The organism is Pseudarthrobacter chlorophenolicus A6, assembly GCF_000022025.1.
Classification (GTDB): domain Bacteria; phylum Actinomycetota; class Actinomycetes; order Actinomycetales; family Micrococcaceae; genus Arthrobacter; species Arthrobacter chlorophenolicus.
Genome location: NC_011886.1, coordinates 4008517 through 4034157, shown reverse-complemented (window position 1 = coordinate 4034157; position 25641 = coordinate 4008517). Strand labels below are relative to the sequence as shown.

Genomic DNA, 25641 nt, shown 5'->3' with positions numbered 1-25641 from the left:
GTGTGGCACTCGCAGCGACATGTCAAGAGCGGTGCTCTCGAATGCCTTTGCTGCTCTCTTTTGTGGCATGCTGGCGTGATGGGTGCAGAAGTGCAGGGAGCGAGCGGCGCGGCAGGAAGCGGACTGGCGGGGCTGGAGCGCCCTCAGAAGCGGCGGCAGACGCCACGCGAGCGGGCGCGCGCCCAAACCATCACCGACATCGTCCGCTTGGGCCGTGAGCACCTCGCCGTCGACGGAGCAGCCGGGTTGTCCCTCCGGGCTGTTGCCCGGGACCTTGGCGTCGTGTCCTCGGCTGTGTACCGCTACGTCGAAAACCGTGACGAACTGCTCACCCTTTTACTGATCGATGCCTTCGGTGAGCTCGGAGATGAGGTGGATGCCGCCGTCGGTGGCGTTTCTGAGGAGGATCACGGCGGGCAGTTCCTGGCGCTGGGCCGTGCCGTCCGGCGCTGGGCACTGCGCGAACCGGCCAGTTACGCACTGCTGTTCGGCAGTCCGGTTCCGGGGTATGACGCGCCTGCTGAGCGGACCACCGGTCCCGGAACGCGGGTGATCGTCAGGCTGGTCGGCATCCTTGATGCGGCGTCCCGTGCCGGCCACCTCACCGCTCCCGGGCCGAAAGCCGTGGCTGTCCCCACGGTGCTGGGGGCGGATCTCGCCGCTATCCGGAATCAGTTTGGCCTGCAGATGTCCGATGAGCTGGTTGCCAGGGGTGTCCTGGTGTGGAGTGCTGTGTTCGGCGCTGTCAGCTTCGAGGTCTTCAACCAGTACGGACCGGACACCTTTTCCGCCCCCGCCGAGCTGTTCGATCATCACCTGGCCGTCTTGTGCGGGGTGGCCGGCTTGCCCGCTCCCGGTCACTGACACTCAGGAAGCAGGCTCTGTTGGCCGGGTCCCTGGCTCGATAAACTGCCAGTGCGCCCACGTGGACGCGGAACTCGAAGGAGAGATGACGCATGAGTGAACACCGCGCAGACGAGGACCCCCGCAAGGGCGATGGACCCGGCATGGAAGGCGAGGGCGGGCAGTACATGGATGGCGACTACGGTGAGGCCGGCGCCGTCGAAGTTCCCTCCGAAAACCTTGAAGACGGCCAGTATCCCGACGGCGACTACGGCGACGCCGGCACCAGTGGGAACGAGCGCGGCGAAGAGACCGTCCGCGAGGGGCTGAACGACGGGCAGGTCCAGGCCGCGGAAGACGAGCGCGGGCCGTTGCACGGCCGTCCGGAATCCGATCGGTAAGTGTCCTTGCCGGCTAATCCGGCCAAGGGAGCGGCCAGCCGAACCGGCTGGCCGCCGTCGTTGTGGCCGGGCGGGCCTAGCGCCCGGTGCCCGAAGCCGCTCCGGCGCCGATCCGTTCTGCCTCGTTCCGGGCCGCTCCGGCGGTGCCGTCCGTCGCTTCGCCGGAAGGCACGGCATCCTTGCTGCGGGCCCGGCTGATCGCTGCCACTGTGGCCAGGACCGTAACCAGGGCACCGTAGGCGTAGGTGGTCACCGGCAGTGACAGTACAGGCGCCAGCAGGCCGGCCAGCACCGCCGGAATACCGAACGCCGTGTAGGCCACCACGAAGAGCGAGGCGAAGGTTCCTGCGCGCTCGTGGTCCTCGACCAGGGGGCTGATGGACCGGATGACGCCCATGAAGGCCGTGCCAAAGCCGGCACCGGCCACCACGACGGCGGCCAGGAACAGGCCGAATGAGCCCAGCCCGATGGCCAGGAGCGACAGGGCTGTCCCCAGCGCCAGGGCGGTGGTCCCGAAAATGGTGATGGTGCGGGCGCCGAACCGGTGCAGGACTGCGGCCGCCGCGGCTCCGACGCCGGCCAGGATGGTGATGACCATGCCTTGCCACAGGTGCTCCTGGATACCGAACGTTGTGTGGACTATCGCCGCGCCGAGCGAGAGGTACAGCCCGCCCGTTGCCCAGCCGGCAAACACGGCGGGTGCCCCGCTGACGAATCCGCTCCGGGCTGCCGGCGGCAGGGTCAGGTGCGGCTTCAGAGATGCTGCCAGCCCGGGCGCGCGGGGAGAGGTTTCAGGCGCGGCCCACACCAGCGCGGAAAAAGCGATGTAGAGGACTGACAGCGAGACGAACACCAAAGTGCGCGGTTCCGCCATCAGGTCCAGCAGCAGCCCGGACGCCAGGGCGCCCAGTGCCAGGCCGCCCAGCGGCGCCACAGTGTTCCAGGCCGCGCTCGAGCCGGGGTCGTCCTCGGATTCGAGGTCCGCGATGGCGGCAGAAAGCGTGGTCAGCAGCAGTCCGCTGGCGATGCCCTGCAGGACGCGCGCCACCAGGAGCATTGCCAGCGAGTCCGCGAGGAGGAAAGCTGTGACACTGCCGGCGAGCAGGATGAAGGCGGCGCTGATGACCGGCCTGCGTCCCAGGTGGTCCGACAGGGACCCGAACACCAGCAGTGCCGCCAGCAGTGCAACGGCGTAAACGGCGAAGATTCCCGTGGTGGCCACCGGCAGCAGATGCAACTGTTCCTGCAGGGTGGGGTAGAAGGGGGATGGGGCGCTGGCGCCGGCCATCATTGCTGCCGTGGCAGCAGCGACGAGGACAAAGCCCAGCCGCCGGCGTGCTTCACGGGGCCGGGCTGCGGGGGAGTGCGTCACAACGTGCCACCTTCTGGGTTTTGGGGTTGGTTCGAAAAATATCGAATCAACAGCTTACTGGCACCAACCCCGATGGTTCAACTAAAATCGAACCGTGGCTACGCCGGCGAACCTCCCCCACCCCACCCGCGCAGATCTCGATCTGCCCAGCGTGCTCTTCGCATTGAGCGATCCTGAGCGGCTGGACATCGTGCGCCAGCTCCGCTCCGGCCCCCTCGACATGGCTGACTGCTCGCTCAGGGTCCCGGACATGCCGAAGTCCACCAAATCGCACCTCATGAAGGTCCTGCGCGAGGCCGGCGTTATCCGCAACGAGGCCAACGGCCGCGGCCGCCGCCTGACCCTCCGGTCCGAAGACCTTGAGGCCCGGTTCCCGGGCCTGCTCCCGGCAATCCTGGACGCGCCGGTCCAGTAAGCGCCGTCCGCCGGAGGTTCAGCCCCGGGCGTCTGGCTGCCCGGGCCGATGCTCGATGACCGAGGGGTAGTTTCCATCCCCGAAGTCCGGGTCCGGCAGCCTGCCGAAGGGATCCCGAAGGCTGATCTCCCAGCCGTCCAGGTTCAGCCGCCGCATTCCCTCGAGGGTCATCCGGCGGCCCACGTCGGTAAAGGCGTCCACCCGGGAAGCATCAATCACGGCATGTCCCGGCGCTTCAGCGGCTGACATCCGGTGCAACAGGTCCGCTGCGGTCAGGAACTGGACGGTGCCATAGAGGTGGTAGGTAACGTCCTGCCCATCGGCTTCCACGGCTACGGACTGGTCGTTGCCCTGGTCGACACCGAAAAGGTGCATGCCCATGTCGGCTGAGAGCCGTTCAAAGACCAGCCGGCCACGGTGGCTGTTGCCATGGGAGTCCAGGCGCGGCGAGAACGCGCTGATGCCCACCTGGTTCGGCAGGACGCCGATCATGCCGCCGGATACGCCGCTCTTGGCCGGTATGCCCACTTTGGTCAGCCATTCGCCGGCGAAGTCGTACATGCCGGCGCCGGCCATGACCGCCATGACCTGCCGGGCAGTTCCCGGTTCCATCAGCCGCTCCCCGGTGAGCGGCTGGACCCCGCCCGCGGCGAGGGTGGCCGTCATCATGGAAAGGTCCTTGGCGGAGACCAGGATGGAGCACTGCTGGGTGTAGCCAAGCACGATGTCATGGACATCGCCGTCCAGGACGGTGTAGTTCTTCAGCATGTGGCCGATTGCCAGGTTGCGGTGGGCGTGTTCGAACTCGGAGCCGCATACGTCCTGGTCAATGTTTAGTTCACGCCCCGCAAGGGCTGAAAAGAACTCCAGCAGCCGCTCCGTCCGGGTTCCGCCGGATGTGCCTACCAGCGAGTGCGTGGCGATGGCGCCGGCGTTGATCATGGGGTTTTTGGGGCGGTGCGTTTCGCCTTCAAGGGAGAGTTCATTGAAAGCCTCGCCGGATGGCTCCACGCCGACCGTCTGGCAGACGCGGTCCATTCCCCGGTCAATCAGAGCGGCCGCGTAGGCAAACGGCTTGGAGATGGACTGTATGGAAAACAGCCGGTCGCTGTCGCCCGCCGCGTAGGTGTGTCCCTTGACGGTGGTAATGGCGGCTCCGAAGACGTTGGGCTCGGCCTGCGCCAGCTGCGGGATGTATCCGGCCACGTCCCCGGAATGCTCGTCCCGGAGCGCCGTAATGACTTCGTCGAGGTAATCGGGAATCGGGTTTTTCACTGGGTGCCGTTCCGTTGCTGTTGATGGTGTCCTTTAGGGCAGCCGCACAGGCAACACTTCCCCCGGCAACCACTCTACCGAGGCCGGAAGCCACGCGTTCTCCCAGAGCGGAACCCGGCCTGAGTAGCCCGGAATTCCTCGCCTTTTCGGGCAATGGGCGCATGCCGCCGGCGTCATCATGCCCCTCGCGGAGCAAAAGTTGAGTGAAGTACGCTCAACTTCAGTTGACATCATTTGGAGCCTGAGTAAAGTTGAGTGCAGAACGCTCAATCATGCGGGCGCCAACCAGTTTCCAAGGAAAGAAGGAAGCAACACATGTCACGTGCAGTAGGTATCGACCTCGGAACCACCAACTCCGTCGTCTCCGTTCTCGAAGGTGGCGAGCCCACCGTTATTGCCAACGCCGAGGGTGGCCGCACCACGCCGTCGGTGGTTGCATTCTCCAAGTCCGGCGAAGTCCTGGTTGGCGAAATCGCCAAGCGCCAGGCCGTCAACAACATCGACCGCACCATCGCCTCCGTCAAGCGCCACATGGGCACTGACTGGAAGGTGGACATCGACGGCAAGAAGTACACCGCGCAGGAAATCTCCGCGCGTACGCTGATGAAGCTGAAGAACGACGCCGAGTCCTACCTGGGCGAAAAGGTCACCGACGCCGTCATCACCGTCCCGGCCTACTTCAACGACGCCGAGCGCCAGGCCACCAAGGAAGCCGGCGAAATCGCAGGCCTGAACGTCCTTCGCATCGTCAACGAGCCCACCGCCGCAGCTCTCGCCTACGGCCTGGACAAGGGCAAGGAAGACGAACTCATCCTGGTCTTCGACCTCGGTGGCGGTACCTTCGACGTCTCCCTGCTGGAAGTGGGCAAGGACGAAGACAACTTCTCCACCATCCAGGTCCGCGCCACCGCCGGTGACAACCGCCTGGGCGGCGACGACTGGGACCAGCGCGTTGTCGACTACCTGCTGAACCAGCTCAAGGTCAAGGGCATCGACCTGTCCAAGGACAAGATCGCCCTGCAGCGCCTCCGCGAAGCCGCTGAGCAGGCCAAGAAGGAACTCTCCTCTTCCTCCAGCACCAACGTCTCCCTCCAGTACCTGTCCGTCACCCCCGACGGCCCGGTCCACCTGGACGAGCAGCTGACCCGCGCCAAGTTCCAGGACCTCACCAAGGACCTGCTCGAGCGCACCAAGAAGCCGTTCCACGACGTGATCAAGGAAGCCGGCATCAAGCTCTCCGACATCAACCACATCGTGCTGGTGGGTGGCTCCACCCGTATGCCCGCCGTCTCCGAGCTGGTCAAGGAACTCGCCGGTGGCAAGGAACCGAACAAGGGCGTGAACCCGGACGAGGTTGTGGCCGTTGGTGCTGCACTCCAGGCCGGTGTGCTGAAGGGTGAGCGCAAGGACGTCCTCCTGATCGACGTCACCCCGCTGTCCCTCGGCATCGAAACCAAGGGCGGCGTCATGACGCACCTGATCGAGCGCAACACCGCCATCCCCACCAAGCGGTCCGAAACCTTCACCACCGCTGACGACAACCAGCCGTCCGTGGCCATCCAGGTGTTCCAGGGCGAACGCGAATTCACCCGCGACAACAAGCCGCTGGGCACGTTCGAGCTGACCGGCATCGCTCCGGCACCGCGCGGCGTCCCGCAGGTTGAGGTCACCTTCGACATCGACGCCAACGGCATCGTGCACGTCTCCGCCAAGGATAAGGGCACCGGCAAGGAACAGTCGATGACCATCACCGGCGGCACCGCGCTCTCCAAGGAAGACATTGACCGCATGGTCAAGGACGCCGAGGAGCACGCTGCCGAGGACAAGGCCCGCCGCGAGGCAACCGACACCCGCAACTCCGCCGAGCAGCTCGCCTACTCCGTGGACAAGCTGATCGCCGACAACGCCGACAAGCTGCCCGAAGAGGTCAAGACCGAGGTCCAGGCCGACGTCGACGCCCTCAAGAAGGCCCTCGAAGGCACCGACGATGCCGAGGTCAAGACCGCGTTCGAGAAGCTGCAGGCTTCCCAGACGAAGCTGGGCGAGGCCATCTACTCGCAGGCCGGTTCGCCCGATGGCGCCACCGGTGCCGCGGGTGCCGAAGGCGCAGCAGCGGGCGATGGCTCCAAGGCCGACGAAGACATCGTTGACGCCGAGATCATCGACGAAGACGAAGCGAAGAAGTAAGCCATGCCCCATCACGGTAACGAGGAAGAGCACAACTCATCCGAGCGCCAGCAGGGCAACCCCCAGGAACCGGTCATCCGGGACAACCGCAAGGTTGACCCGGTGACCGGCGAGGCCCGGCACCCAGAGGGCGGGCAGGCCGGTTCCGCGCAGGATTCCGACGGCGACGCGCTCGCCCAGGCCGAGGAGATCCTCAACGGCGTCGAGGTGCCGGCGGAGGAATCCGTGGCCCAGGGCGTTCCCGCAGGGTCCGCCAACGCTGAGGCAGCGGAGCTGAAGAACGACCTCCTCCGCCTGCAGGCCGAGTACGTCAACTACCGAAAGCGCGTGGAACGCGACCGCGCCGTGGCAGGGGAAATGGCCGTCATCGGCGTCCTGAACTCCCTGCTCCCGGTCCTGGACGACGTTGACGCTGCACGGCAGCACGGCGACCTCACCGACGGACCCTTCGCCGCGATCGCCGCCAAGCTGGAGAACGCGCTGAAGACCTACGGCCTGGTCCGCATCGACGAAACCGGCGTGGAGTTCGACCCCACCGTCCACGAGGCCCTGATCCAGCAGCCCGGCGAAGACATCGAGGTTGACACCGTCAGCCAGGTGCTCCGCTCCGGCTACAAGTCAGGAGACCGCGTGCTCCGCGCAGCACAGGTCATCGTCGCAGTACCTGCGTAGCATTACCCCGGTGGTTGAGCTTGTCGAAACCCAGGTTTCGACAAGCTCAACCACCGGCCCCTAACTTTTTTGAAAGGAAACGCCATTGGCTAGCCAGGATTGGGTGGACAAGGACTTTTACAAGATCCTTGGTGTTGCCAAGGACGCTTCCGACGCCGATATCAAGAAGGCTTACCGGAAGCTGGCACGGCAGTACCATCCGGACACCAACTCCGGCGACGCGACTGCCGAGAAGAAATTCAAGGACGTCTCCGAGGCTTACTCGGTGCTCTCCGATGCCGATGAGCGCCAGCAGTACGATGCCATCCGCGCCATGGGCGGCGGCGCCCGGTTCGCTCCCGGCGGCGGCGGTGCCGCGGGCGGCAACGGCGGGTTCGAGGACCTGTTCGGCGGCCTCTTCACCGGCAACACGGGACGGCACGCGGGCGGATTCAACCCGTCCTCCGGCAACATCCCGCCCGAGTTCGCTGACCTGTTCGGCGGCGGCTTCGGCGGCTCGCCCGGGTTCCAGCGGACACCCCAGAAGGGCGCGGACCGCACCGCATCCACCAGCATCTCGTTCTCCGGGGCCATCCGCGGCACCACCATCGGCCTGCGCGAGCCCAACGGCGAAGTCATTGATGTCCGCGTCCCCGCCGGCATCAAGGACGGCCAGAAGGTCCGGGTGCGCGGCAAGGGCCAGCCCGGCCAGGCCGGCAACGGCGACCTGGTGGTTGCCGTCTCGGTCAAGCCGCACGAGTTCTACACGCGCGACGGCGACAACCTCCGCATCCACGTCCCGGTCACCTTCCCCGAGGCTGCCCTGGGCGGAGACATCGAGGTACCCACCATTGACGGCGAGAAGGTGCGGGTCCGTGTTCCGGCCGGCACGCCGTCGGGCCGTACCCTGCGGGTGAAGGGCAAAGGCGTGAAGACCTCCAAGGCCACGGGCGACCTTCTGGTGACCATCGACGTCGCGGTGCCCAAGAACCTGAACAAGGAGGCCGAGGCCGCCGTGAAGGCCTTCGCCGAGGCCACGTCCGGTGCCGACGTTCGAGAGGGCCTGGCCGCCAAGGCCCGGCTGTAGCGGAGGAGGTGTGCCGTGGACATCAACGCTGACCAGCCCATCTTCGTGATTTCCGTGGCGGCTGAACTGGCTGACATGCACCCCCAGACGCTCCGCCAGTACGACCGCCTTGGCATCGTCAAACCCAGCCGCGCTCCCGGGAAGTCCCGGCGGTACTCGCAGCGGGACGTCAATATGCTCCGCGAAGTGCAGCGGCTGTCCCAGGAAGGCGTCTCCCTCGAGGGGATCAAACGCATCCTGGAACTGGAAAATCAGGTGTCTGCCCTGCAGCGGCGCGTGCTGGAACTGACCGAAGAACTGGGGCGGCGCCCGCAGGCGTTCGACTCCCGCATCTTTGCCGCCGGAGCGGCCGGCGACGTCGTGAGCCTGGCCCGCGGCCAGCGCCCCCGTCCGCGGTCGCAGGCCATGGTGGTGTGGCGGCCCCGTGCCATCGGGCAGTAGCGCCAGCTGCCGCCCGGTGAGTACCCGGCCCCTGGCCGACGGGCGAAATTAGAGTACCCACTACTCGTGCGGCTCCTCCCGCGGAAACCTTGAATGGAATCACTGCTGAACCAGCAGTGGTTCCATTCGTTTCTGGGGGTTATTCCATGTTTGGTTCTCTTCTCTTGGCCCGGCCATGAGCCCGGGAATGGAAGCAGTTGCGTCCTTCAGCGCTTCGGTGCCAGGACAGACCATGCTGGCCATCGGGCAGACGATCGTGGTGGTGTGCGTCTGCTTCGACATGGTCCGGGCAACGTCCGTTCCGCGGTCGCACCGGCGCTACGTGGCTAGCACCGTCTTCCGGACCCTGGCCATCCCGGCGGTCGTCGCCGATGCCCTGACGGTCCTTGTGGCCATCGTGGTGTCGTCGTGGATCGATGTGGTGATGGGCATGTTCGTGCTCACCGCCATCATCTTCCGGTTCCACTACGGCAAGGACGAGGACAACTGGTGGCAGGGCAAAGGCAGGAAGCTCGCCCGGTGGGCCCGCCGCCACCTGTCCCGCCGCACCTCGGTGGCTCCCGCCATGGGGTGAGCCGGGCCTTCAGCCGTTGATGACCCAGCCGTCAATGGCCTAGCCGTTGATGACCTGCGGTACGCCCAGGGCCTTGAGGCCTTCGGCACCGAATTCCAGTCCGTAGCCGGACTGCTTGGCCCCGCCAAACGGAATTCGCGGATCGACCGCGCCGTGCCGGTTGATCCAGACGGTGCCTGCTTCCAGCCGGGCAGCAACAGCGCGGGCCGCCGCGGGGTCGGAGGACCATACTGAGGCGCCCAGGCCGACGTCGAGGTCGTTGGCCATCTCCACAGCTTCGTCGATGCTGCCGTAGCGGATGATCGGCAGTGCGGGGCCGAACTGTTCCTCGGCCACGAGCGGGTTGCCGTTGTCGATGTCCGCCACCAGCGTGGCGGGGTAGAAGTAGCCGGGCCGGCTGGAGTCCGGGTTCCCGCCGAGGAGGACGCGTGCTCCGGAAGCCCTGGCCGCCTCCACGAGGTTCGCGACGACGTCGTACTGCGCCTTGTTCTGCAGCGGGCCCAGGACGTTGTTTTCGTCCAGGCCATTCCCCATCGGCATGGCTTTTGCGACGTCGGTGAGGGCCTCGCAGACGGCATCGTAGATGGAGTCGTGGACGTAGAGGCGCTTGAGTGCGGCGCAGGTTTGGCCGGTGTTGATGAAGGCGCCCCAGAAGAGGTCCTGGGCGATGGCCCGGGGATCGGTGCCGGGCAGGACGATGCCGGCGTCGTTGCCGCCGAGCTCGAGGGTGAGGCGTTTGACGGTATCCGCAGACGACCGGATGATCGCCTTGCCCGTGGCGGTGGACCCGGTGAACATGACCTTGCCGATTGATTGGTGCGATGCCAGCGCTTCGCCCACATCCCGGCCGCCGGACACTACTGTCAGCAGCCCTTCGGGAAGTTCTTCGTTGAGCACCTTGGCCAGCGCCAGGACTGACAGGGGCGTGTACTCGGAAGGCTTGACCACCACGGTATTGCCCATGCGGAGGGCGGGGGCGACCTGCCAGGTGGTGATCATCATGGGCCAGTTCCACGGCCCGATAGCACCCACGACGCCGATGGGCCGGTAGTGCAGGTCGGCGCGGGTTTCACCGTCGTCCACCAGGGTTTCGGGTGCCAGGGGAGTGCCGGCCGCGGCGCGGAGCCACGCTGCGCAGGCGCCCACTTCGAAGCGGGCGTTGGGCCCGTTGAGGGGCTTTCCCTGCTCGCGGGAGAGCAACTGGGCGAGTTCCTCGGCGGAACGTTCGACGGCGTCGGCGGCCTTGAGGAGGACGGCGGACCGGGCGTCGTGGCCCAGGGCAGCCCATGCCGGCTGCGCAGCGGCGGCTGCGGTGATGGCCGCTTCCAGGTCCGCCACTCCGTGCACCGGAGCTTCGCCCACGGCCGCGCCGGTTGCGGGGTCCAGGATGGTCCGGCCGGTTCCGGGGGCAGACGAGATGGCTGCCAGCAGCGCGTCATAGGTTTCCACGGGTACTCCACTTCGAGTAGGCAAGGACGCCAGCCGGGCGGCTGGGCGGGCTACTCCCAGTGTGGTTGAGCGCGGGGCGCGGTCCTTGTGTTGTGGCGCAGGACTGTTGACCCGGAGGGAACAGTGGCAGGCCCTGCCATGCGGTGCCATGATGTTGAGGATCAGGTTCACGGCACCGCCCCGCCGGGCAGCAAGGACGTGCGGTCATGCCATATATCAACGGTCTCAGCGATACGGGAATCGGCGATCTGGCCGCTGCCGGCGGCAAGGCTGTGGGCCTGGCCGGCCTCATCCGGGCCGGGCTGCCGGTTCCGCCGGGATTCGTGCTGGGCACCGCTGCCTACGCAGAATTCGTCAGCGCCAACGGCCTTGGGGACGAAATCCAGCGCCTGGCCGCGCTGTCCCCGGACGCTGCGCCCGGGGACTATGCGGCTGCGTCCGACCAAATCCGTGCCTTATTCACGGGCGGCGCCATTCCGGGCACCATGCGGGACGAGCTCGCCGGCGCCTACGGGCTCCTTGGCGGGGCGGACGTCCCGGTGGCGGTCCGCTCGTCAGCCACCGCGGAGGACCTGGCCTCGGCCAGCTTTGCCGGGCAGCAGGACACCTACCTGAATGTCCGGGGCTTCGAGGCGCTCATGGCAGCGGTCATCGGCTGCTGGGCCTCGCTCTGGACGGCGCGCGCCATGGCGTACCGGGCCCGCGAAGGCGTGCTTCCGAACCGGGTACGGCTCGCGGTGGTGGTCCAGCAGATGGTGGAAGCCGAGGCGGCCGGGGTGATGTTCACCGCCAACCCCGCAAACGGCCGGCGCGACCAGGCAGTGGTCAGTGCCGCCTGGGGCCTGGGGGAATCGGTGGTCAGCGGGACCGTCAGCACCGATGACATGGTGGTGGAGGTGTCCACGGGGAAGGTGCTCTCGCGGCAGACGGCCGATAAATCCGTCATGACCGTGTACGCGCAGGACGGGACGCGGGAGCAGCCGGTGGCGGCAGCCCGCCGTCGTGCGCCCGTCCTCGACGATTCCGCAGTTGGGGAACTGGCCGCTTTGGGCAGGCAGATTGCGGGGCACTTCGAGGTGCCGCAGGACGTCGAGTGGGCGCGTGCCGGCGGCACTTTCTTCATCCTGCAGTCCCGCCCCATCACCGCCTTGCCGGAGCCGGCGGCCGACATCCCGGACACCTGGCCCCTGCCCTACCCGAAGGGCATGTACTTCCGGGCCAGCATCGTGGAGCAGCTGCCGGACCCGCTGACCCCACTGTTCGCGGACCTCATCGACGGCTCCGTAGCGAGGTCACTGCAGGCGCTGCTGGCCGGAGCGGTGGGCAAGAACGCCGTCCGCGAGGGCGACGTCCGGCTGCCCACCGTTAATGGCTACGCCTATTACTACTACCGGAACGCCGGCATGTGGCGGATGATGGCCAAATCGCCGGCAGCCTTCCGGGCACTGTTCCGCGGCGAAGCGCACATGGGCGTGGCCGGCTGGCGTGAGTACTCGCACCCCAAGTACCGGCGGGTGGTCAAGGACTGGGCTGCGAAGCCACTGCAGGAGCTGCCCGGCGGGGAGCTGGTGGCCGGCGTGCAGTCGCTGCTGGATGCCGGGACGGTCTACTACACCGCCGTGCAGTCCATCATTCCGCTCGCGGCCACCAGCGAGCTGTCCTTCCGGGCGTTCTACGACAAGCTGGTCCGGCGGAACGGGGATCCCCCGGCGCAGGCACTGCTCCTCGGCTTCGACAGTGAGCCCATCCGCGCCGAGAAGTCGCTCTGGGACCTTGCCGGCTGGGCGCGCAGCGATCCAGGGCTCACGGCGGTTTTGCTGGAACGGCCGACGGCGGAACTCGCCGAGTGCCAGCGCACCGGTTCGCCGCCGGCGGGGGTGGACGGAGTCCTCTGGCAGGAGTGGAGGTTCACGTTCCAGGAGCATCTGGATCTCTACGGCCATGCCGTCTATAACCTGGACTTCGCCATCCCGGTGCCGGCGGATGATCCGTCCGCCCTGCTGGATACCGTGAAGTTCTACCTCCGCGGCCAGGGCACGGACCCGCATGATCGCCAACGGCTGCTGACCGAGCGCCGGGAGGAACTGACCCGTGACGCCGCGGCGCGCCTGGGACCCCGCCGTCGTGCCGTTTTCCGCCGGCTGCTCCGGTGGGCCCAGGAGACCGCGCCGATCCGGGAAGACGCGCTCGCCGACGTCGGCCTTGCATGGCCCGTGCTCCGCCGGATGCTTCGTGAACTCGGGCACCGGCTGGTGGCATCTTCGGTGATCGCCGCCCCTGATGATGTGTTCTGGCTGCGGTTCCAGGAGCTGCGCAGCGCCGTGGAGTTCGGCCTCGCCGCGCCCGGCACGCAGGCGGCCGGTGCTGCTGCTGTGGCCATCACCGGCACGGCCCGCCCGGTCCGTGCCGACGCCGTCGAGGAGCGGCGGATGCTGTGGCGGGGCCAGGCGAAGGCCGCTGCTCCGCAGATGCTTCCGGAGAGCCGGTGGATGGAGCGGTCCTTCGGCTCGTGGATGCCGGCCGGTTCACAGCACCAGAGCGGTGATGTCATCAAGGGCGTCGGGGCGAGCTCGGGCCGGGTCAATGCCCCGGCGCGGGTGCTGTCCGGACCCCAGGACTTCGGCCAGATGCAGCCGGGCGACGTCCTGGTGGCGCGGATTACCACTCCTGCCTGGACCTCACTGTTCGCCATGGCCTCGGCGGTGGTGACCGATGTGGGCGGCCCGCTGAGCCACAGCTCCATCGTGGCCCGTGAGTACGGCATCCCCGCTGTCCTGGGCACCGGCGTGGCCACGCAGCGGCTCACCACCGGGCAGCAGGTCCTGGTGGACGGGGACGCCGGCACGGTCACCGTCCTGCCGGCAGACCAGGCAACAATCGAAAATTCTGCGTCATCCACAAAAAAGTTATTGTGAACTGCTCATATTAAGCCCTAGAATCAACGGCAGGCCGGTGAAGTCCTGAAGGGACTGCCGGGTGATTCCTCCCCGGATCAAGGCAAACGCACCGCATACCCACCAGCGAAATCCACGCTTCCTCCTGCCCCCAAACCGCAGGCGAAGTGGGTAATGGGCGCCCCCACCCAGAAACGCAGGAGAACACCATGGCTTTGCAGTCCTACCTCATTGAAGCCGGCGCAATCGACGCCACCGCCGTCCCCCGCGGCGGGAGCTACGTCTCCCTGCCCGCCGGGGCGGAGGTTTCGCCGCGTCCCGAGGGCAGCTACGTCTCGCACCCGGAAGACTTCCTGGAAACTGCCAGCAGGCCGCAGGGCACGTATGTGACACTCCCCGGCGGCGCGGCGGGGGAGACGGAAATCAGCTACACCCGGGTTGGCTGACCCGCTCCGGGCAATATTGTCCTGGCCCGCTGGTCAGTAACTGGCCTGGGTCCCGCCGCCGGGCCTGATGTATTTGGCGGCGAGGGCTTCGGAGCCGCGGGCGAGGAGGGCGACGTCGGCGCCCACCAGGATGAAGTCCGCTCCGTTGTCGAGGTAGTGCCGTGCGGTGTCCGGGTTGAAGGCGTTGACGCCTGCAGGCTTCCCGGCAGCCCGTGCAGCAGCGAGGCAGTGCTCGACGGCGGCGCGCACCTCGGGGTGTTCCTGCTGTCCCAGCAGGCCCATCGAGGCGGCAAGGTCGGACGGGCCCACGAAGACGGCGTCCACGCCGTCCACCTTGAGGATGTCCGCCACCGCCTCAACGGCGGCAGTGGATTCGATCTGGACGGTGACGCTGATGGTGCTGTTGGCGTTGGCGAGGTAATCCGGGACCCGGTTCCAGCGGGCTGCGCGGGCCAGGGCGGAGCCTACCCCGCGGACGCCGTGGGGCGGGTAGCGGGTTGCCGCCACGGCAGCTTCGGCCTCGGCCACCGAGTTGACCATGGGGATCAGCAGGTTCTGCACGCCAAGGTCCAGGTACTGCTTGATGACAACGGTGTCGTTGACCGGTGGCCGGACCAGCGTCTGGACCGGGTAACCGTGGATGGCCTGGAGCTGGGCGAGGATGGACTCGAGCCCGTTGGGGCTGTGCTCGGCGTCCACCAGGAGCCAGTCCAGGCCGGACCCGGCGCAGAGCTCGGCGATCAGCGGGCTGCCCGAACACACCCACATCCCCGCCAGCGGTCTGCCTGCTTCGCCTTGTTGCGCAGCGAGGGCGTCCCGGAAAGTGTGGTCTATTCGAAGCGGCACGTCACGCTCCCCAGGGGGCCGTAGTCGGCATGGACGGTGTCGCCCTTGTAAGCCCAGAGGGGCCGGGTGAAGGAGCCGGCCAGGATGATGTCCCCGGCCTTCAGGGAGTCGCCGTGGGCTGCGATCTTGTTGACGAGCCAGTGGACGCCGTTGGCGGGGTGGTCCAGGACACCGGCGGCCACACCCGTTTCCTCCACGGTCTGGTTCTTGTAGAGGATGGCCGAGACCCAGCGGAGGTCCACCGCGTCCGGCTTCACGGGGCGGCCGCCGATCACCATCGCTCCCATGGCGGCGTTGTCCGAGATGGTGTCCACGATGGTCCGGCCCTCCATTTCGATCCTCGAATCGAGGATCTCGAGGGCCGGAACCACGTAGTCGGTGGCCTTCAGGACGTCGAAGATGGTGCAGCCGGGGCCCTTGAGCCCGTCCTTCAGGACAAACGCCAACTCCACCTCCACACGCGGGTGCGTGTACTGGTCCCACTGCACCGTGCAGCCGGTTTCCAGCACCATGTCGTCGAAGATGGCGCCGTAGTCCGGTTCGGTGATGCCGGTGGCGGCCTGCATGGCCTTGGACGTGAGGCCGATCTTGCGCCCCACCAGGGTCCGGCCGGCTTCCTCGTTGCGGCGCCGCCACAACTGCTGGACGGCGTAGGAGTCCTCCACCGTCATCTCCGGGTAGCGGGCTGTCAGTCGGGGCACGGGAGTGCGGGTCCGGGCGGCCTCCACCAGCTCGTCCGCGATGGCCTCAATCGTCTTCGGCTCCAGCATGGTTTAGACCTGCGCTCCCAGCTTGAAACCCACTGGGTCCTTGCCGGCAGCCGCGTCATCGGGCTTGCGGGTGTAGGAGAAACCGTCGGCACCCACGGTTACGGCCATCTCGGACTTTTCTTCGCGTTCGATGACCGGCTGCGGGTTGCCGTCGAGGTCCAGGACCAGTGACGCTTCGGTGTACCAGGAGGGGACCACGGGGTTGCCCCACCAGTCGCGGCGCTGGTTGTCGTGGACGTCCCAGGTGATGGTGGGGTTGTCCGGGTCGCCGGTGTAGTAGTCCTGGGTGTAGATCTCGATGCGGTGCCCGTCCGGGTCCAGGATGTAGAGGTAGAAGGCGTTGGACACGCCGTGCCTGCCGGGGCCGCGTTCGATCCTGTCGCTGATGCGCAGGGCGCCCAATTTGTCGCAGATCTGGATGATGTTGTGCTTCTCGTGCGTGGCGAACGCGACGTGGTGCATACGCGGGCCGTTGCCGCCGGTCAGCGCGGTGTCGTGCACGGTCTGCTTGCGGTGCATCCACGCGGCGTACGTGACGCCGTCGGAATCCTTGATGTCCTCGGAGACGCGGAAGCCCAGGTCCTCCAGGTAGGCCCGGCCCTTGGGGACGTCCGGGGTGACCTGGTTGAAGTGGTCCAGCCGCACCAGTTCGCCGGCGGAGTAGAGGTCGTAGCGCTGGGTGAGGCGTTCCACGTGTTCGGCCTCGTAGAAGAACTCGTAGGGAAAGCCCAGCGGGTCCTCCACGCGGACGGAGTCGCCGATGCCCTTGGTGAAGCCGTCCTTGCGGCGCTCCACCCGGCAGCCGAGCTCGCGGTAGTAGGCTTCGGCGGCGTCCACCTCGGCGGGGGATTTCACCCGGTAGGCGAAGGCGGCGACGGCCGCCACGGGGCCCTTGCGCAGCACCAGGTTGTGGTGGATGAACTCCTCCAGGGAGCGCAGGTAAATGTTGTTCTCGTCTTCCTCGGTGACGTGCAGGCCCAGGACGTCCACGTAGAACGCACGGGACCTGGCAAGGTCTGTGACCACGATTTCCATGTAGGCGCAGCGGACGATGTCCGGAGCCGGAACGGTGGGGGTGGGAACGAAGTTGGTCATGGGAGTCTCTCTTCTTTGAAAGTGTTCGCGTGGTTTCCCAACTAGGTAGCAGTAGATGTCGTTTTGAGGGTCCATAACGACATCAATTGCGACCTAGTTGGGCAGTTGGTGATGGTCAGGCGCCGAATTTGGGGGTGTGGACGGTGCCGAGGGTGATGTGGACGGCCTGCTGGTCGGTGTAGAAGTCGATGGAGCGGTAGCCGCCCTCGTGGCCCAGGCCGGAGGCTTTGACGCCGCCGAACGGGGTGCGGAGGTCGCGGACGTTGTGGCTGTTGAGCCACACCATGCCGGCTTCCACGTTTTGGGAGAAGTTGTGGGCGCGGGTCAGGTTCTGGGTCCAGATGTAGGCCGCGAGTCCGTACTTGGTGTTGTTGGCCAGGGCGAGGGCTTCGTCGTCGTTCTCGAACGGGGTGATGGCCACGACGGGTCCGAAGATCTCTTCCTGGAAGATCCGGGCGTCAGGCGCGACGTCGGCGAACACCGTGGGTGCGATGTAGTTGCCTTCCGGGAGGCCCTCCGGCCGTCCGCCGCCCGCGAGGAGCCGGCCTTCGGACTTGCCGATCTCCACGTAGGAGGCCACCTTCTCGTAGTGCTCCGGGTGGACCAGGGCGCCCACCTGGGTCTTGGGGTCGTGGGGGTCTCCCACCACGATGTTCTTGGCGCGGGCGGCGTACTTTTCGCAGAATTCGTCGTAGATGGCGCGTTCCACCAGGATGCGGGAGCCCGCGGTGCAGCGTTCGCCGTTGAGGGAGAAGACGCCGAACAGCGCGGAGTCGACGGCGGCGTCCAGGTCGGCATCGGCGAACACGACGCAGGGGGACTTGCCGCCGAGCTCCATGGACAGGCCCTTGAGGTTGGCGGCCGCGTTCCGGAAGATCGTCTGGCCGGTGGTGGTCTCGCCGGTGAAGGAGATCAGCGGGACGTCCGGGTGCTTGACCAGGGCGTCGCCGGCTTCCTCGCCCAGGCCGTTGACCAGGTTGAAGACGCCGTCGGGCAGCCCGGCGTCCTTGAAAATCTGAGCCCACAGAGACGCGGAGAGCGGCGTGAACTCGGCCGGCTTGAGGACCACGGTGTTGCCGGTGGCCAGCGCGGGGGCCAGCTTCCAGGACTCGAGCATGAACGGGGTGTTCCAGGGGGTGATCAGGCCCGCGACGCCGATCGGCTTCCGGTTCACGTAGTTGATCTGCGAGCCGGGGACCTTCATGGCGTCGTCGAACTGGGCCACGATCAGGTCCGCGAAGAACCGGAAGTTCTCGGCCGCGCGGAGGGCCTGGCCCTTGGCCTGGGTGATGGGCAGTCCGGTGTCGAAGGTTTCCAGTTCGGCGAGGCGGGCTTCCTGGGCCTCGACGGCGTCGGCGATCCTGTTGAGGATGCGGGCACGTTCGCGGGGTTTCATCTTTGGCCAGGGGCCGTTGGTGAACGCTTCGCGGGCGGCGGCGACGGCGAGGTCGATGTCCTCCTTCTGGCCGGCCGCCGCGGTGGCGTAGTTCCGGTTGGACACCGGGTCCAGGACGTCGAAGGTCTTTCCGCCCACGGAGTCAACGAATTCGCCGTTGATGTAGTGCCGGATGTGGGTGGGCAGGTCTTCGGGAACGTAGTGCTTGGCGGTTTCCGTTGAGGTCGTCATCGTTGAAGTCCTTTGCTGGTGCTGGGCGTGCTAACGGGTTTGGGCGAGGTATGCATCCAGGGTTGCGGTGCGGTGCTGGCGGGCTGCTTTTTCGATGGTGTCGGCGTCCGCCCCGGTTTCGAGCAGCGTCAGCAGGTTTTCGTGCTCCTCGACGGAGCCAAGGGCGCGGCCGGGAACGAAGCGGAAGGTGGAGGACCGCAGCGCCGCGAGCCGGTTCCAGCCGCGGTGCACCAGGTCCAGGATGTGCGGATTGGGGCAGTGCTCAAACAGGACGGAGTGGAAGTCCTGGTTGAGTTTCGTAAAACGGACGGGATCGAAGTGGTCCAGGCAGTGGCGCATGTCCTCGTTGATGGCACGGGCCCGGGCGATGGCCGGTCCGTCGATCAGCGGTGCGGACAGCGCGGTGGCTGCCCCTTCCACGATGCTGAGGGTTTGCATGGTGTACAGGTACTCGGTGGGGTCGATGCCCGCCACCGTGGCACCGACGTTGCGTTCGAATGTCACCAGGCCTTCGGCCTCGAGTCGGCGGATCGCCTCGCGGACCGGGACCACGCTGACGCCGAGGTCCTTGGCGATGATGCTCAGGACCAGCCGGTAGCCGGGGGTGTACGTGCCTTCAACAATGCGGGCCTTGACCGCCTGGTAGGCCTGCTCGGACTTGCTGCCGGCGACCATGGTGGACTCAGTCATTGGTCTTCCCCGCCCATTCGTTGTACCGGGCCTGCCATTCGGCGTTCATGGGGTAGAGGCCGTCCACGCTGTTGCCCTGCTTGACCATCTCGAAGATGAAGGATTCCTCCTTCTCCTGCTGGATGCAGTCGTCCGCGAGATCTTCGGCGATGGCCGGAGGGATCACCAGGATGCCGTCGGCGTCGGCCACGATGATGTCGCCGGGCTGGACGGTGGCACCGCCGCAGGCGATGGTGATGTCCGTGTCCCACGGGATGTGGAGGCGTCCCAGCACGGCGGGGTGCGGGTTGGCGAAGTAGGTGGGCATGTCCAGGCCGGCCACGGCGGTGAAGTCGCGGACGCCGCCGTCGGTGATGATGGCTGCAGCCCCGCGCACCTGGGCGCGGAGGGCGAGGATGTCGCCCACGGTGCCGGTTCCCTTCTCGCCGCGGGCCTCCATGACCAGGATTTCGCCGTCGTTGACGGAGTCGATGGCCTTCTTCTGGGCGTTGAACCCGCCGCCGTGGGTCTTGAACAGGTCCTCCCGGTTGGGCACATAGCGCAGGGTCCGGGCCAGGCCCACCACTTTGCGGTCCGGGCGGGTGGCCTGCAGCCCGTCGATGCTGACGTTGTTCAGCCCGCGCTTACGCAGCTGCGAGGACAGGGTGGCCGTTGCCACGGATTCCAGCTTGGCTTTCAGTTTGGGGGAGAGGGCAGGCCCGACGGCGGCACCGGGCTCAGCGGGCAGGCCCGCCGCTGCACGCGAACCGTAGGCTTCCTCCCGCTGCACGTCGTCAGCCTTGGGCTGCGCACCAAAGTCCGCGAACGGCGTCGTGCCTTCCTCAACCGTGGTGGCCAGGCGCCCGGTGCTGAGGCCGCCGTCGGCCGTGGTCACCTCCACCTCAAGGACATCGCCGGGCCTGGCGACCGAGGCACCCGCCGGGGTGCCGGTGAGGATCATGTCGCCCTCCTCGAGGGTGAGGAGCTGGGACAGGTCCGCCACCAGCCGCGCGAACGGGAAGAGCAGGTCTTCGGTCGTGTCGTCCTGGACCAGGTCCCCGTTGTGCCAGGTGCGGATCCGCAGTTGGGAGGGGTCGACGGCGTCTGCCGGGATCAGTGCCGGGCCCACGGGAGTAAAGCCGTCCCCGCCCTTGGAGCGCAGATTGGAACCCTTGTCCGCGTACCGGAGGTCGTAGACGCCTAGGTCGTTGCTGGCGGTGACGGCGGCGACGTGGCTCCAGGCGTCCTCGATGCTGACGCGGCGGGCGGCCTTCCCGATGACCAGGGCGATCTCGCCCTCGAAGCCGAGAAGTTCACAACCGGCCGGGCGCTCCACGGTGCCGCCGCTGAGGGAAAGCGAACTGGAGGGCTTGAGGAAGTAGGACGGCTGCTCCGGGGTGCGGCCCCGCTGGGCGGCCCGGCTGGGGTAGTTGATGTGCACTGCGATCACCTTGCGGGCTGCCGCCAGGGTGTCGCCGTTGACCTGCTCCAAGACCGTCTCCTCATCAAGTACGAAATCGTATACGATCACTATTATCCATCCGGCCACTGCCGTCAACCCCTGCCGCTGCAGGGATTTCGAGGGTGGTGTGAGCGGTACTTGTAGCCCGCATCACATGCGGCGTACAGTGGAATTCAGTTCCGATGTTTCTAATATCGAATGCTTAGTTCTCATATAGAACACTCATGTAGGCATTGCCCACGAGGTGGCGAGCAGGCCATCCGCCCACAACGAAGTGAGGTAACCCCGTGCAGTTCCACCACCACGGATATGTATCCGGCGATCCGCGTGTCCAGCCCGCAGCCGGCGTTGGCCTCAACCGGCCGGGGGACCTCCCGGATGAGGTGGACGTGCTGATCGTTGGCACCGGCCCCGCCGGAATGCTGGCCGCCGCGCAGCTGTCCATGTTCCCCAATGTCACCACCCGCATCGTGGAGCGCCGCCCCGGCCGGCTCGCCATTGGCCAGGCGGACGGCATCCAGGCGCGCAGCGTGGAAACCTTCCAGGCCTTCGGGTTCGCGGAGCGGATCATCGCCGAGGCCTACCGGATCACCGAGATGGCGTTCTGGAAGCCGGACCCCGCAAACCATGCGAACATTGTCCGCTCCGCCCGCGCCGTCGACGACGAAATGGGCATCAGCGAATTCCCGCACCTGATTGTGAACCAGGCCCGCGTGCTGGACTACTTCGCGGAGTTCGCCGCCAACTCACCCACGCGCCTCACGCCCGATTTCGGCTACGAATTCGAGGGCCTCGAGGTTGCGGACAGCGGCGACCACCCTGTCACCGTGACGCTCCGCCACACCGCCGGACCCAACGAAGGGCAGGAGCGGACCGTCCGCGCCAAGTATGTGGTGGGCGCGGACGGTGCCCGCAGCAAGGTGCGGCAGGCCATCGGCTGCACCCTTGCCGGCGACCAGGCCAACCACGCCTGGGGCGTCATGGACACACTGGCGGTCACCGACTTCCCGGACATCCGTACCAAGTGCGCCATCCAGGGTGCCGAAGGCAGCATCCTGCTCATCCCGCGCGAAGGCGGCCACCTGTTCCGCATGTACGTGGACCTGGGCGAAGTGGACCCCACCAGCCCGCACTCGGTCCGTGCCACCACCATCGAGCAGATCATCGCCAAGGCCAACGCGATCCTCCACCCCTACACTCTGGACGTCCGGAACGTCGCCTGGCACAGCGTGTACGAGGTGGGCCACCGGCTGACGGACCGGTTCGACGACGTCCTGCCGGGCGAGCGCGGCACCCGCACCCCGCGGGTGTTCATCACCGGCGATGCCTGCCACACCCACAGCGCCAAGGCCGGCCAGGGCATGAATGTGTCCATGCAGGACGGCTTCAACATTGCCTGGAAGCTGGGCCACGTGCTCGAGGGCCGCAGCCCCGAGAGTCTGCTCAGCACATACTCCGAGGAACGCCAGGTGGTGGCCAAGAACCTGATCGACTTCGACAAGGAATGGTCCACCATGATGGCCAAGAAGCCGGAGGATTTCGAGCACCCCTCCGACCTCGAGGACTTCTACGTGCAGACCGCGGAATTCCCCGCCGGGTTCATGACGCAGTACACGCCGTCCCTGATCGTTGGCGGCACCGGGCACCAGGACCTGGCCGCGGGATTCCCCGTGGGCAAGCGCTTCAAGTCCGCCCCCGTGGTCAGGGTGGGGGACACCAACCCGCTCCACCTGGGCCACCACGCCACCGCTGACGGCCGCTGGCGGATTTACGTCTTCGCCGACCCCGCGCTTCCCGGGACAGATTCGGCCACCGACAGGCTCGCCGGCTGGTTCGCGGACTCGCCGGATTCCCCGCTGGCCGCCACCCCCGCCGGCGCCGACCCGGATGCGTGGTTCGACCTGAAGGTCATCTACCAGCAGCCGCACACCGCCGTCGACATCGGTGCCGTGCCCGCGGTCTTCAAACCGCAGGTGGGGCCGTTCAAGCTCACCGACTACGAGAAGGTGTACGCCACGGATCCCAAGGCGGATATCTTCGGGCTGCGCGGCATCGACCGCAGCGGCGCCGTGGTGGTGGTCCGCCCGGACCAGTACGTCGCGAACGTGCTGCCGCTCGGTGCGGTGGATGAGCTCGCGGAGTTCTTCGCTCCCCTTCTGGCGGCGGGCCAGCGCGCCGAGGTCTGACGCAGGCAGCCGGCGGCCAGCCCCTGCGGATCAGGCCGCCGGGGTGCGGGCCGCCCGGTGGTCCGCCGCGGCGTACACCCCGAGGATCCGCACCTCGGTGGTGAAGAAGTCCAGTTCCTCAAGCGCCAGCCGAAGGGGAGTGTCCTCCGGGTGCGCCTCGACGTCGGCCATGAACATGGTGGCCGCGAACTCGTCGCCCACCATGTAACTCTCCAGCCGGGTCATGTTCACGCCGTTCGTGGCGAAGCCGCCCAGCGCCTTGTACAGGGCCGACGGAACGTTGCGGACGCGGAAAACAAAGCTGGTCACTGCCGGGCCGGGAAGTTCGTCCCGGGCCGGCAGCGCCGTTTCACGGGCCAGCACCACGAAGCGGGTGGTGTTGGAGGGATCGTCCTCCACCCTGGAGGCGAGCACATCCAGGCCGTAGATCTGGGCGGCCAGCGGGGGAGCGAGGGAAAGCTTGCGGGGATCGTTCCACTCCGCCACCTCGCGGGCGGACCCTGCGGTGTCGCCGGCGATGACGGGTTTGAGGCCGTGCTCGCGGATGAGCTTCCGGCACTGGCCCAGGGCGTGGATGTGGCTGTGGACCTCGGTGGCATCGTCGATGGTGCTGCCCGGGATGCCCAGCAGGTCGAAGTGGATCGGCAGGAAGAATTCGCCCACGATCTGCAGGTTGGACTGCGGCAGCAGGATGTGGATGTCCGCCACCCGGCCGGCGATGGAGTTCTCGATGGGGATCATGGCCAGGTCCGCCTCGCCGCTGGAGACCAGTTCAAAGGCGTCCTCGAAGCTGGCGCACGGGACGCTGTCCATCTCGGGGAACATCTGCTTGCACGCGATATTGGAGTTGGCGCCGGGCTCACCCTGGTACGCAATCTTTTGGGCCATGGTCCGTATGGTTTCACGCGCCGCGGCCCGTTAGGAAAACGGGCCGCGGATGCTACAGGGGCGTGACGCGCAGCCAGAGGTACTGCCGGGGGAGGAGGGTGAGGCCGCTGTCCAGTTGCACGGCGGCCTCGGAAAGAAGGTCGACGGCGGCGGGGGAGAACCCGCTGAACGTCTCCGCGGGCAGGTTCTGGGCGGAGTCGCTGAAGTTGGCCAGGGCCAGCACCCGGGTGCTTTCCGGAGGCGAGCCGGGCCGCTGGTACGCAAGCACCGATCGGTTGTGCGTGGCGAAGTCGATCAGCTGCGTTCCCGCCAGCTCGGGGGTGCCGGCCCGGACCTCGGCCATCCGGCGCAGCCCCGCGTACACCGCACCCGCGGGCGTGGAGGGGTCTGTTCTGCGGGCATACTGCTCCGCCGGATAATGCGGGCGGTGCACCCAGCGGCTGTCCTCCCCGTGGCCGGGTTCGCCGGCGTAGGCATAGTCGTTGACCTGCCCCACCTCGTCACCCAGGTACAGCAACGGGATGCCGCCGGTGCTGAACGGCACCGAGTGGGCCAGGAGGATCCTTTCCACCGCCTCCGCCGGGCTGTCCTCCAGGCCGCACAGCGACGCCGTCGTCCCTGAAATCCTGCAATCCCCGGTGCGGGGGTTGTCCTGGAAGGGGACGCCGCGGGCGAAGCTGCCGGGGAACCGGTTGACGTAGAACGAATTCAGGAAGCGGCGGTGGTCGAAGCCGTTGATGCCCAGCTCCGCGGCGTCCTCGTCGGCGAAGGTCCAACCGATGTCGTCGTGGCTGCGGACATAGTTCACCCAGGCGGTGCCGGCCGGGATGTTGTGCCGACGTTCAAGCGCCTGGGCGAGCAGGGACACGTCCCGGGTGGCCAGGGATTCCCAGATGAGCGCCATCTGCAGCGGGTTGTAGGAAAGCTGGCACTCGGCGGGGTCGATGTACAGTGCCACCTCGTCCGGGTGCACGATCGCCTCCGATTTGAACAGCAGCGACGGCGCAGCGAGCCGGCACACCGCATTGAAGGCCCGGAGCAGCGAGTGGGCCTCGGGGAGGTTCTCGCACGTGGTGCCCAGCTGCTTCCAGATGAAGGCCACCGCATCCATGCGCAAAATATCCACGCCCTGGTTGGCCAGGAACAGCATCTCGCCCGCCATGGCGCGGAACACGTCGGGGTTCGCATAGTTCAGATCCCACTGGTACGTGTGGAACGTGGCCCACACCCAGCGGCCGTCCTCCATGCGGATGAACGAACCCGGGTGGTTCTCGGGGAAGATCTCCCTGGCGTTCTGCTCGAAGGCGTCAGGCATGGTGCGGTCCGGAAAGATCCAGTAGTAGTCGCTGAACTCCGGGTCTCCCGAGGCGGCTTTCCGGGCCCACTCATGTTCGTCCGAGGTGTGGTTGAAAATAAAGTCCACCACCAGGCTGATCCCGTGGCTGCGCAGCTCGGCAGCGAGAGACCGCAGCTGTTCCATGGTGCCCAGCCTGGGGTTGACCTGCCGGTAGCTGGACACCGCATAGCCGCCGTCCGAGTGCGGCTCGGGGGCCAAAAACAGCGGCATCAGGTGCAGGTAGGTGAGGCCAAGTTCCTTGAAATAGGGGATGCTCCTGCGCACCCCTTCCAGGCTCTCCGCGTAGCGGTCCACGTAGCAGACCCCGCCCAGCATGCCGTTGGACTGGAACCAGTGCGGGTCCGCCTCCCGCTCCGCGTCCAAAGCTTTGAGTTCCGGGGTGCGTTCCTGCCAGGACCGGGCGGCCTGGACCACCAGGGCTGCCAGCTGGTCCTGCCAGTCCGCCCGGGCGCCGTACAGCGGGCGGAACAGGCCGGTCAGCAGCGGGAGGTACCGGTCCAGCCGCCGCTCAAACGCGGGGTCAGCTGCCAGGCCCGCCGCACGCTCCCGGGACAGTGCGGCCAGCACAACGTCCCTCGGGCCGTCCTGCCCGGCAACGGGTTGCTCCACACCGACGGATTCCTGCATGCCACGGCCCCTTCCGGCTGCCACCGGTCCCGCCGAGTCAGCGGCGGTCGGTGTTTGTACCGAAGTATGCCACGTCACA

The 25641-nt window shown here is 67.1% G+C and carries 22 protein-coding genes; 11 read left to right on the top strand and 11 right to left on the bottom strand.

The window, feature by feature from the left end; all coding sequences use genetic code 11:
* Positions 1 to 78: 78 nt before the first annotated feature.
* Both ACHL_RS18170 and ACHL_RS18165 read left to right on the top strand, forming a co-directional pair.
* Positions 79 to 864 carry a TetR/AcrR family transcriptional regulator gene (locus tag ACHL_RS18170; RefSeq protein ID WP_015938776.1) on the top strand — a complete coding sequence of 262 codons (786 nt, stop codon included), beginning with the start codon at positions 79 to 81 and terminating at the stop codon, positions 862 to 864.
* A gap of 92 nt (positions 865 to 956) precedes the next feature.
* Complete coding sequence (locus tag ACHL_RS18165) at positions 957 to 1244, top strand: hypothetical protein (protein WP_015938775.1); 288 nt, start codon at positions 957 to 959, stop codon at positions 1242 to 1244.
* Positions 1245 to 1320: 76 nt separating this feature from the next.
* Here ACHL_RS18165 and ACHL_RS18160 read toward each other — a convergent pair whose 3' ends face one another.
* The gene (locus tag ACHL_RS18160; RefSeq protein ID WP_015938774.1) at positions 1321 to 2616 is read right to left on the bottom strand and encodes an MFS transporter; all 1296 of its coding nucleotides are present in this window, start codon (positions 2614 to 2616) and stop codon (positions 1321 to 1323) included.
* 94 nt (positions 2617 to 2710) lie between these two features.
* On the opposite strand from ACHL_RS18160, the gene ACHL_RS18155 reads away from it, so the two are divergent.
* Entirely contained in the window at positions 2711 to 3031 is a 321-nt protein-coding gene (locus tag ACHL_RS18155) for an ArsR/SmtB family transcription factor (RefSeq protein WP_015938773.1), read from the top strand.
* A gap of 18 nt (positions 3032 to 3049) precedes the next feature.
* Here ACHL_RS18155 and ACHL_RS18150 read toward each other — a convergent pair whose 3' ends face one another.
* Positions 3050 to 4306: a glutaminase gene (locus ACHL_RS18150; RefSeq protein ID WP_015938772.1), complete on the bottom strand. Its 1257-nt coding sequence runs from the start codon at positions 4304 to 4306 to the stop codon at positions 3050 to 3052.
* A gap of 315 nt (positions 4307 to 4621) precedes the next feature.
* On the opposite strand from ACHL_RS18150, the gene dnaK reads away from it, so the two are divergent.
* The 5 genes from dnaK (at position 4622) to ACHL_RS18125 (ending at position 9246) form a co-directional block, all read left to right on the top strand.
* Positions 4622 to 6493, top strand: coding sequence for a molecular chaperone DnaK (gene dnaK, locus ACHL_RS18145; RefSeq protein ID WP_015938771.1), 1872 nt, complete (start codon positions 4622 to 4624; stop codon positions 6491 to 6493).
* A gap of 3 nt (positions 6494 to 6496) precedes the next feature.
* Complete coding sequence (locus ACHL_RS18140) at positions 6497 to 7165, top strand: nucleotide exchange factor GrpE (RefSeq protein WP_015938770.1); 669 nt, start codon at positions 6497 to 6499, stop codon at positions 7163 to 7165.
* Positions 7166 to 7250: 85 nt separating this feature from the next.
* On the top strand, positions 7251 to 8231 hold the full coding sequence (locus ACHL_RS18135; RefSeq protein WP_015938769.1) for a DnaJ C-terminal domain-containing protein: 981 nt from the start codon (positions 7251 to 7253) through the stop codon (positions 8229 to 8231).
* Between the two features lie 15 nt (positions 8232 to 8246).
* Positions 8247 to 8672 carry a heat shock protein transcriptional repressor HspR gene (locus ACHL_RS18130; protein ID WP_015938768.1) on the top strand — a complete coding sequence of 142 codons (426 nt, stop codon included), beginning with the start codon at positions 8247 to 8249 and terminating at the stop codon, positions 8670 to 8672.
* Between the two features lie 187 nt (positions 8673 to 8859).
* Positions 8860 to 9246, top strand: a complete 387-nt coding sequence (locus tag ACHL_RS18125) for a hypothetical protein (protein WP_043794226.1) — start codon at positions 8860 to 8862, stop codon at positions 9244 to 9246.
* Positions 9247 to 9285: 39 nt separating this feature from the next.
* Here the strand turns inward: ACHL_RS18125 and ACHL_RS18120 are convergent, their stop codons facing one another.
* Positions 9286 to 10695, bottom strand: a complete 1410-nt coding sequence (locus tag ACHL_RS18120; RefSeq protein WP_015938766.1) for an aldehyde dehydrogenase family protein — start codon at positions 10693 to 10695, stop codon at positions 9286 to 9288.
* Positions 10696 to 10901: 206 nt separating this feature from the next.
* Between ACHL_RS18120 and ACHL_RS18115 the strand changes: the two genes are divergently transcribed.
* On the top strand, positions 10902 to 13610 hold the full coding sequence (locus tag ACHL_RS18115) for a PEP/pyruvate-binding domain-containing protein (protein WP_015938765.1): 2709 nt from the start codon (positions 10902 to 10904) through the stop codon (positions 13608 to 13610).
* A 188-nt stretch (positions 13611 to 13798) separates the two neighbouring features.
* Complete coding sequence (locus tag ACHL_RS18110; RefSeq protein WP_015938764.1) at positions 13799 to 14035, top strand: hypothetical protein; 237 nt, start codon at positions 13799 to 13801, stop codon at positions 14033 to 14035.
* Between the two features lie 33 nt (positions 14036 to 14068).
* Here ACHL_RS18110 and ACHL_RS18105 read toward each other — a convergent pair whose 3' ends face one another.
* The 6 genes from ACHL_RS18105 to ACHL_RS18080 form a co-directional block, all read right to left on the bottom strand.
* Complete coding sequence (locus ACHL_RS18105) at positions 14069 to 14881, bottom strand: HpcH/HpaI aldolase family protein (protein WP_015938763.1); 813 nt, start codon at positions 14879 to 14881, stop codon at positions 14069 to 14071.
* Positions 14866 to 15651 (bottom strand): 2-oxo-hept-4-ene-1,7-dioate hydratase, encoded by a 786-nt coding sequence (hpaH, locus tag ACHL_RS18100; protein ID WP_015938762.1) that lies wholly within the window; start codon positions 15649 to 15651, stop codon positions 14866 to 14868. Before hpaH ends, ACHL_RS18105 begins: the two co-directional genes overlap by 16 nt.
* Positions 15652 to 15654: 3 nt before the next feature.
* A complete protein-coding gene (gene hpaD / locus ACHL_RS18095; RefSeq protein WP_015938761.1) occupies positions 15655 to 16746 on the bottom strand; it encodes a 3,4-dihydroxyphenylacetate 2,3-dioxygenase in 1092 nt (363 codons plus the stop codon).
* A 115-nt stretch (positions 16747 to 16861) separates the two neighbouring features.
* A complete protein-coding gene (gene hpaE / locus ACHL_RS18090) occupies positions 16862 to 18373 on the bottom strand; it encodes a 5-carboxymethyl-2-hydroxymuconate semialdehyde dehydrogenase (RefSeq protein WP_015938760.1) in 1512 nt (503 codons plus the stop codon).
* A gap of 30 nt (positions 18374 to 18403) precedes the next feature.
* Entirely contained in the window at positions 18404 to 19063 is a 660-nt protein-coding gene (locus ACHL_RS18085; RefSeq protein ID WP_015938759.1) for a GntR family transcriptional regulator, read from the bottom strand.
* Complete coding sequence (locus ACHL_RS18080) at positions 19056 to 20534, bottom strand: fumarylacetoacetate hydrolase family protein (protein WP_043794870.1); 1479 nt, start codon at positions 20532 to 20534, stop codon at positions 19056 to 19058. The genes ACHL_RS18085 and ACHL_RS18080 overlap by 8 nt, the downstream gene beginning before the upstream one ends.
* Positions 20535 to 20791: 257 nt before the next feature.
* On the opposite strand from ACHL_RS18080, the gene ACHL_RS18075 reads away from it, so the two are divergent.
* On the top strand, positions 20792 to 22690 hold the full coding sequence (locus ACHL_RS18075) for an FAD-binding monooxygenase (RefSeq protein ID WP_015938757.1): 1899 nt from the start codon (positions 20792 to 20794) through the stop codon (positions 22688 to 22690).
* 30 nt (positions 22691 to 22720) lie between these two features.
* On the opposite strand, the gene ACHL_RS18070 is transcribed toward ACHL_RS18075, so the two are convergent.
* Together ACHL_RS18070 and ACHL_RS18065 are read right to left on the bottom strand one after the other, a co-directional pair.
* Entirely contained in the window at positions 22721 to 23578 is an 858-nt protein-coding gene (locus ACHL_RS18070) for a prephenate dehydratase (RefSeq protein ID WP_015938756.1), read from the bottom strand.
* A gap of 52 nt (positions 23579 to 23630) precedes the next feature.
* The gene (locus tag ACHL_RS18065) at positions 23631 to 25562 is read right to left on the bottom strand and encodes an amylosucrase (protein ID WP_015938755.1); all 1932 of its coding nucleotides are present in this window, start codon (positions 25560 to 25562) and stop codon (positions 23631 to 23633) included.
* Positions 25563 to 25641 lie beyond the last annotated feature (79 nt).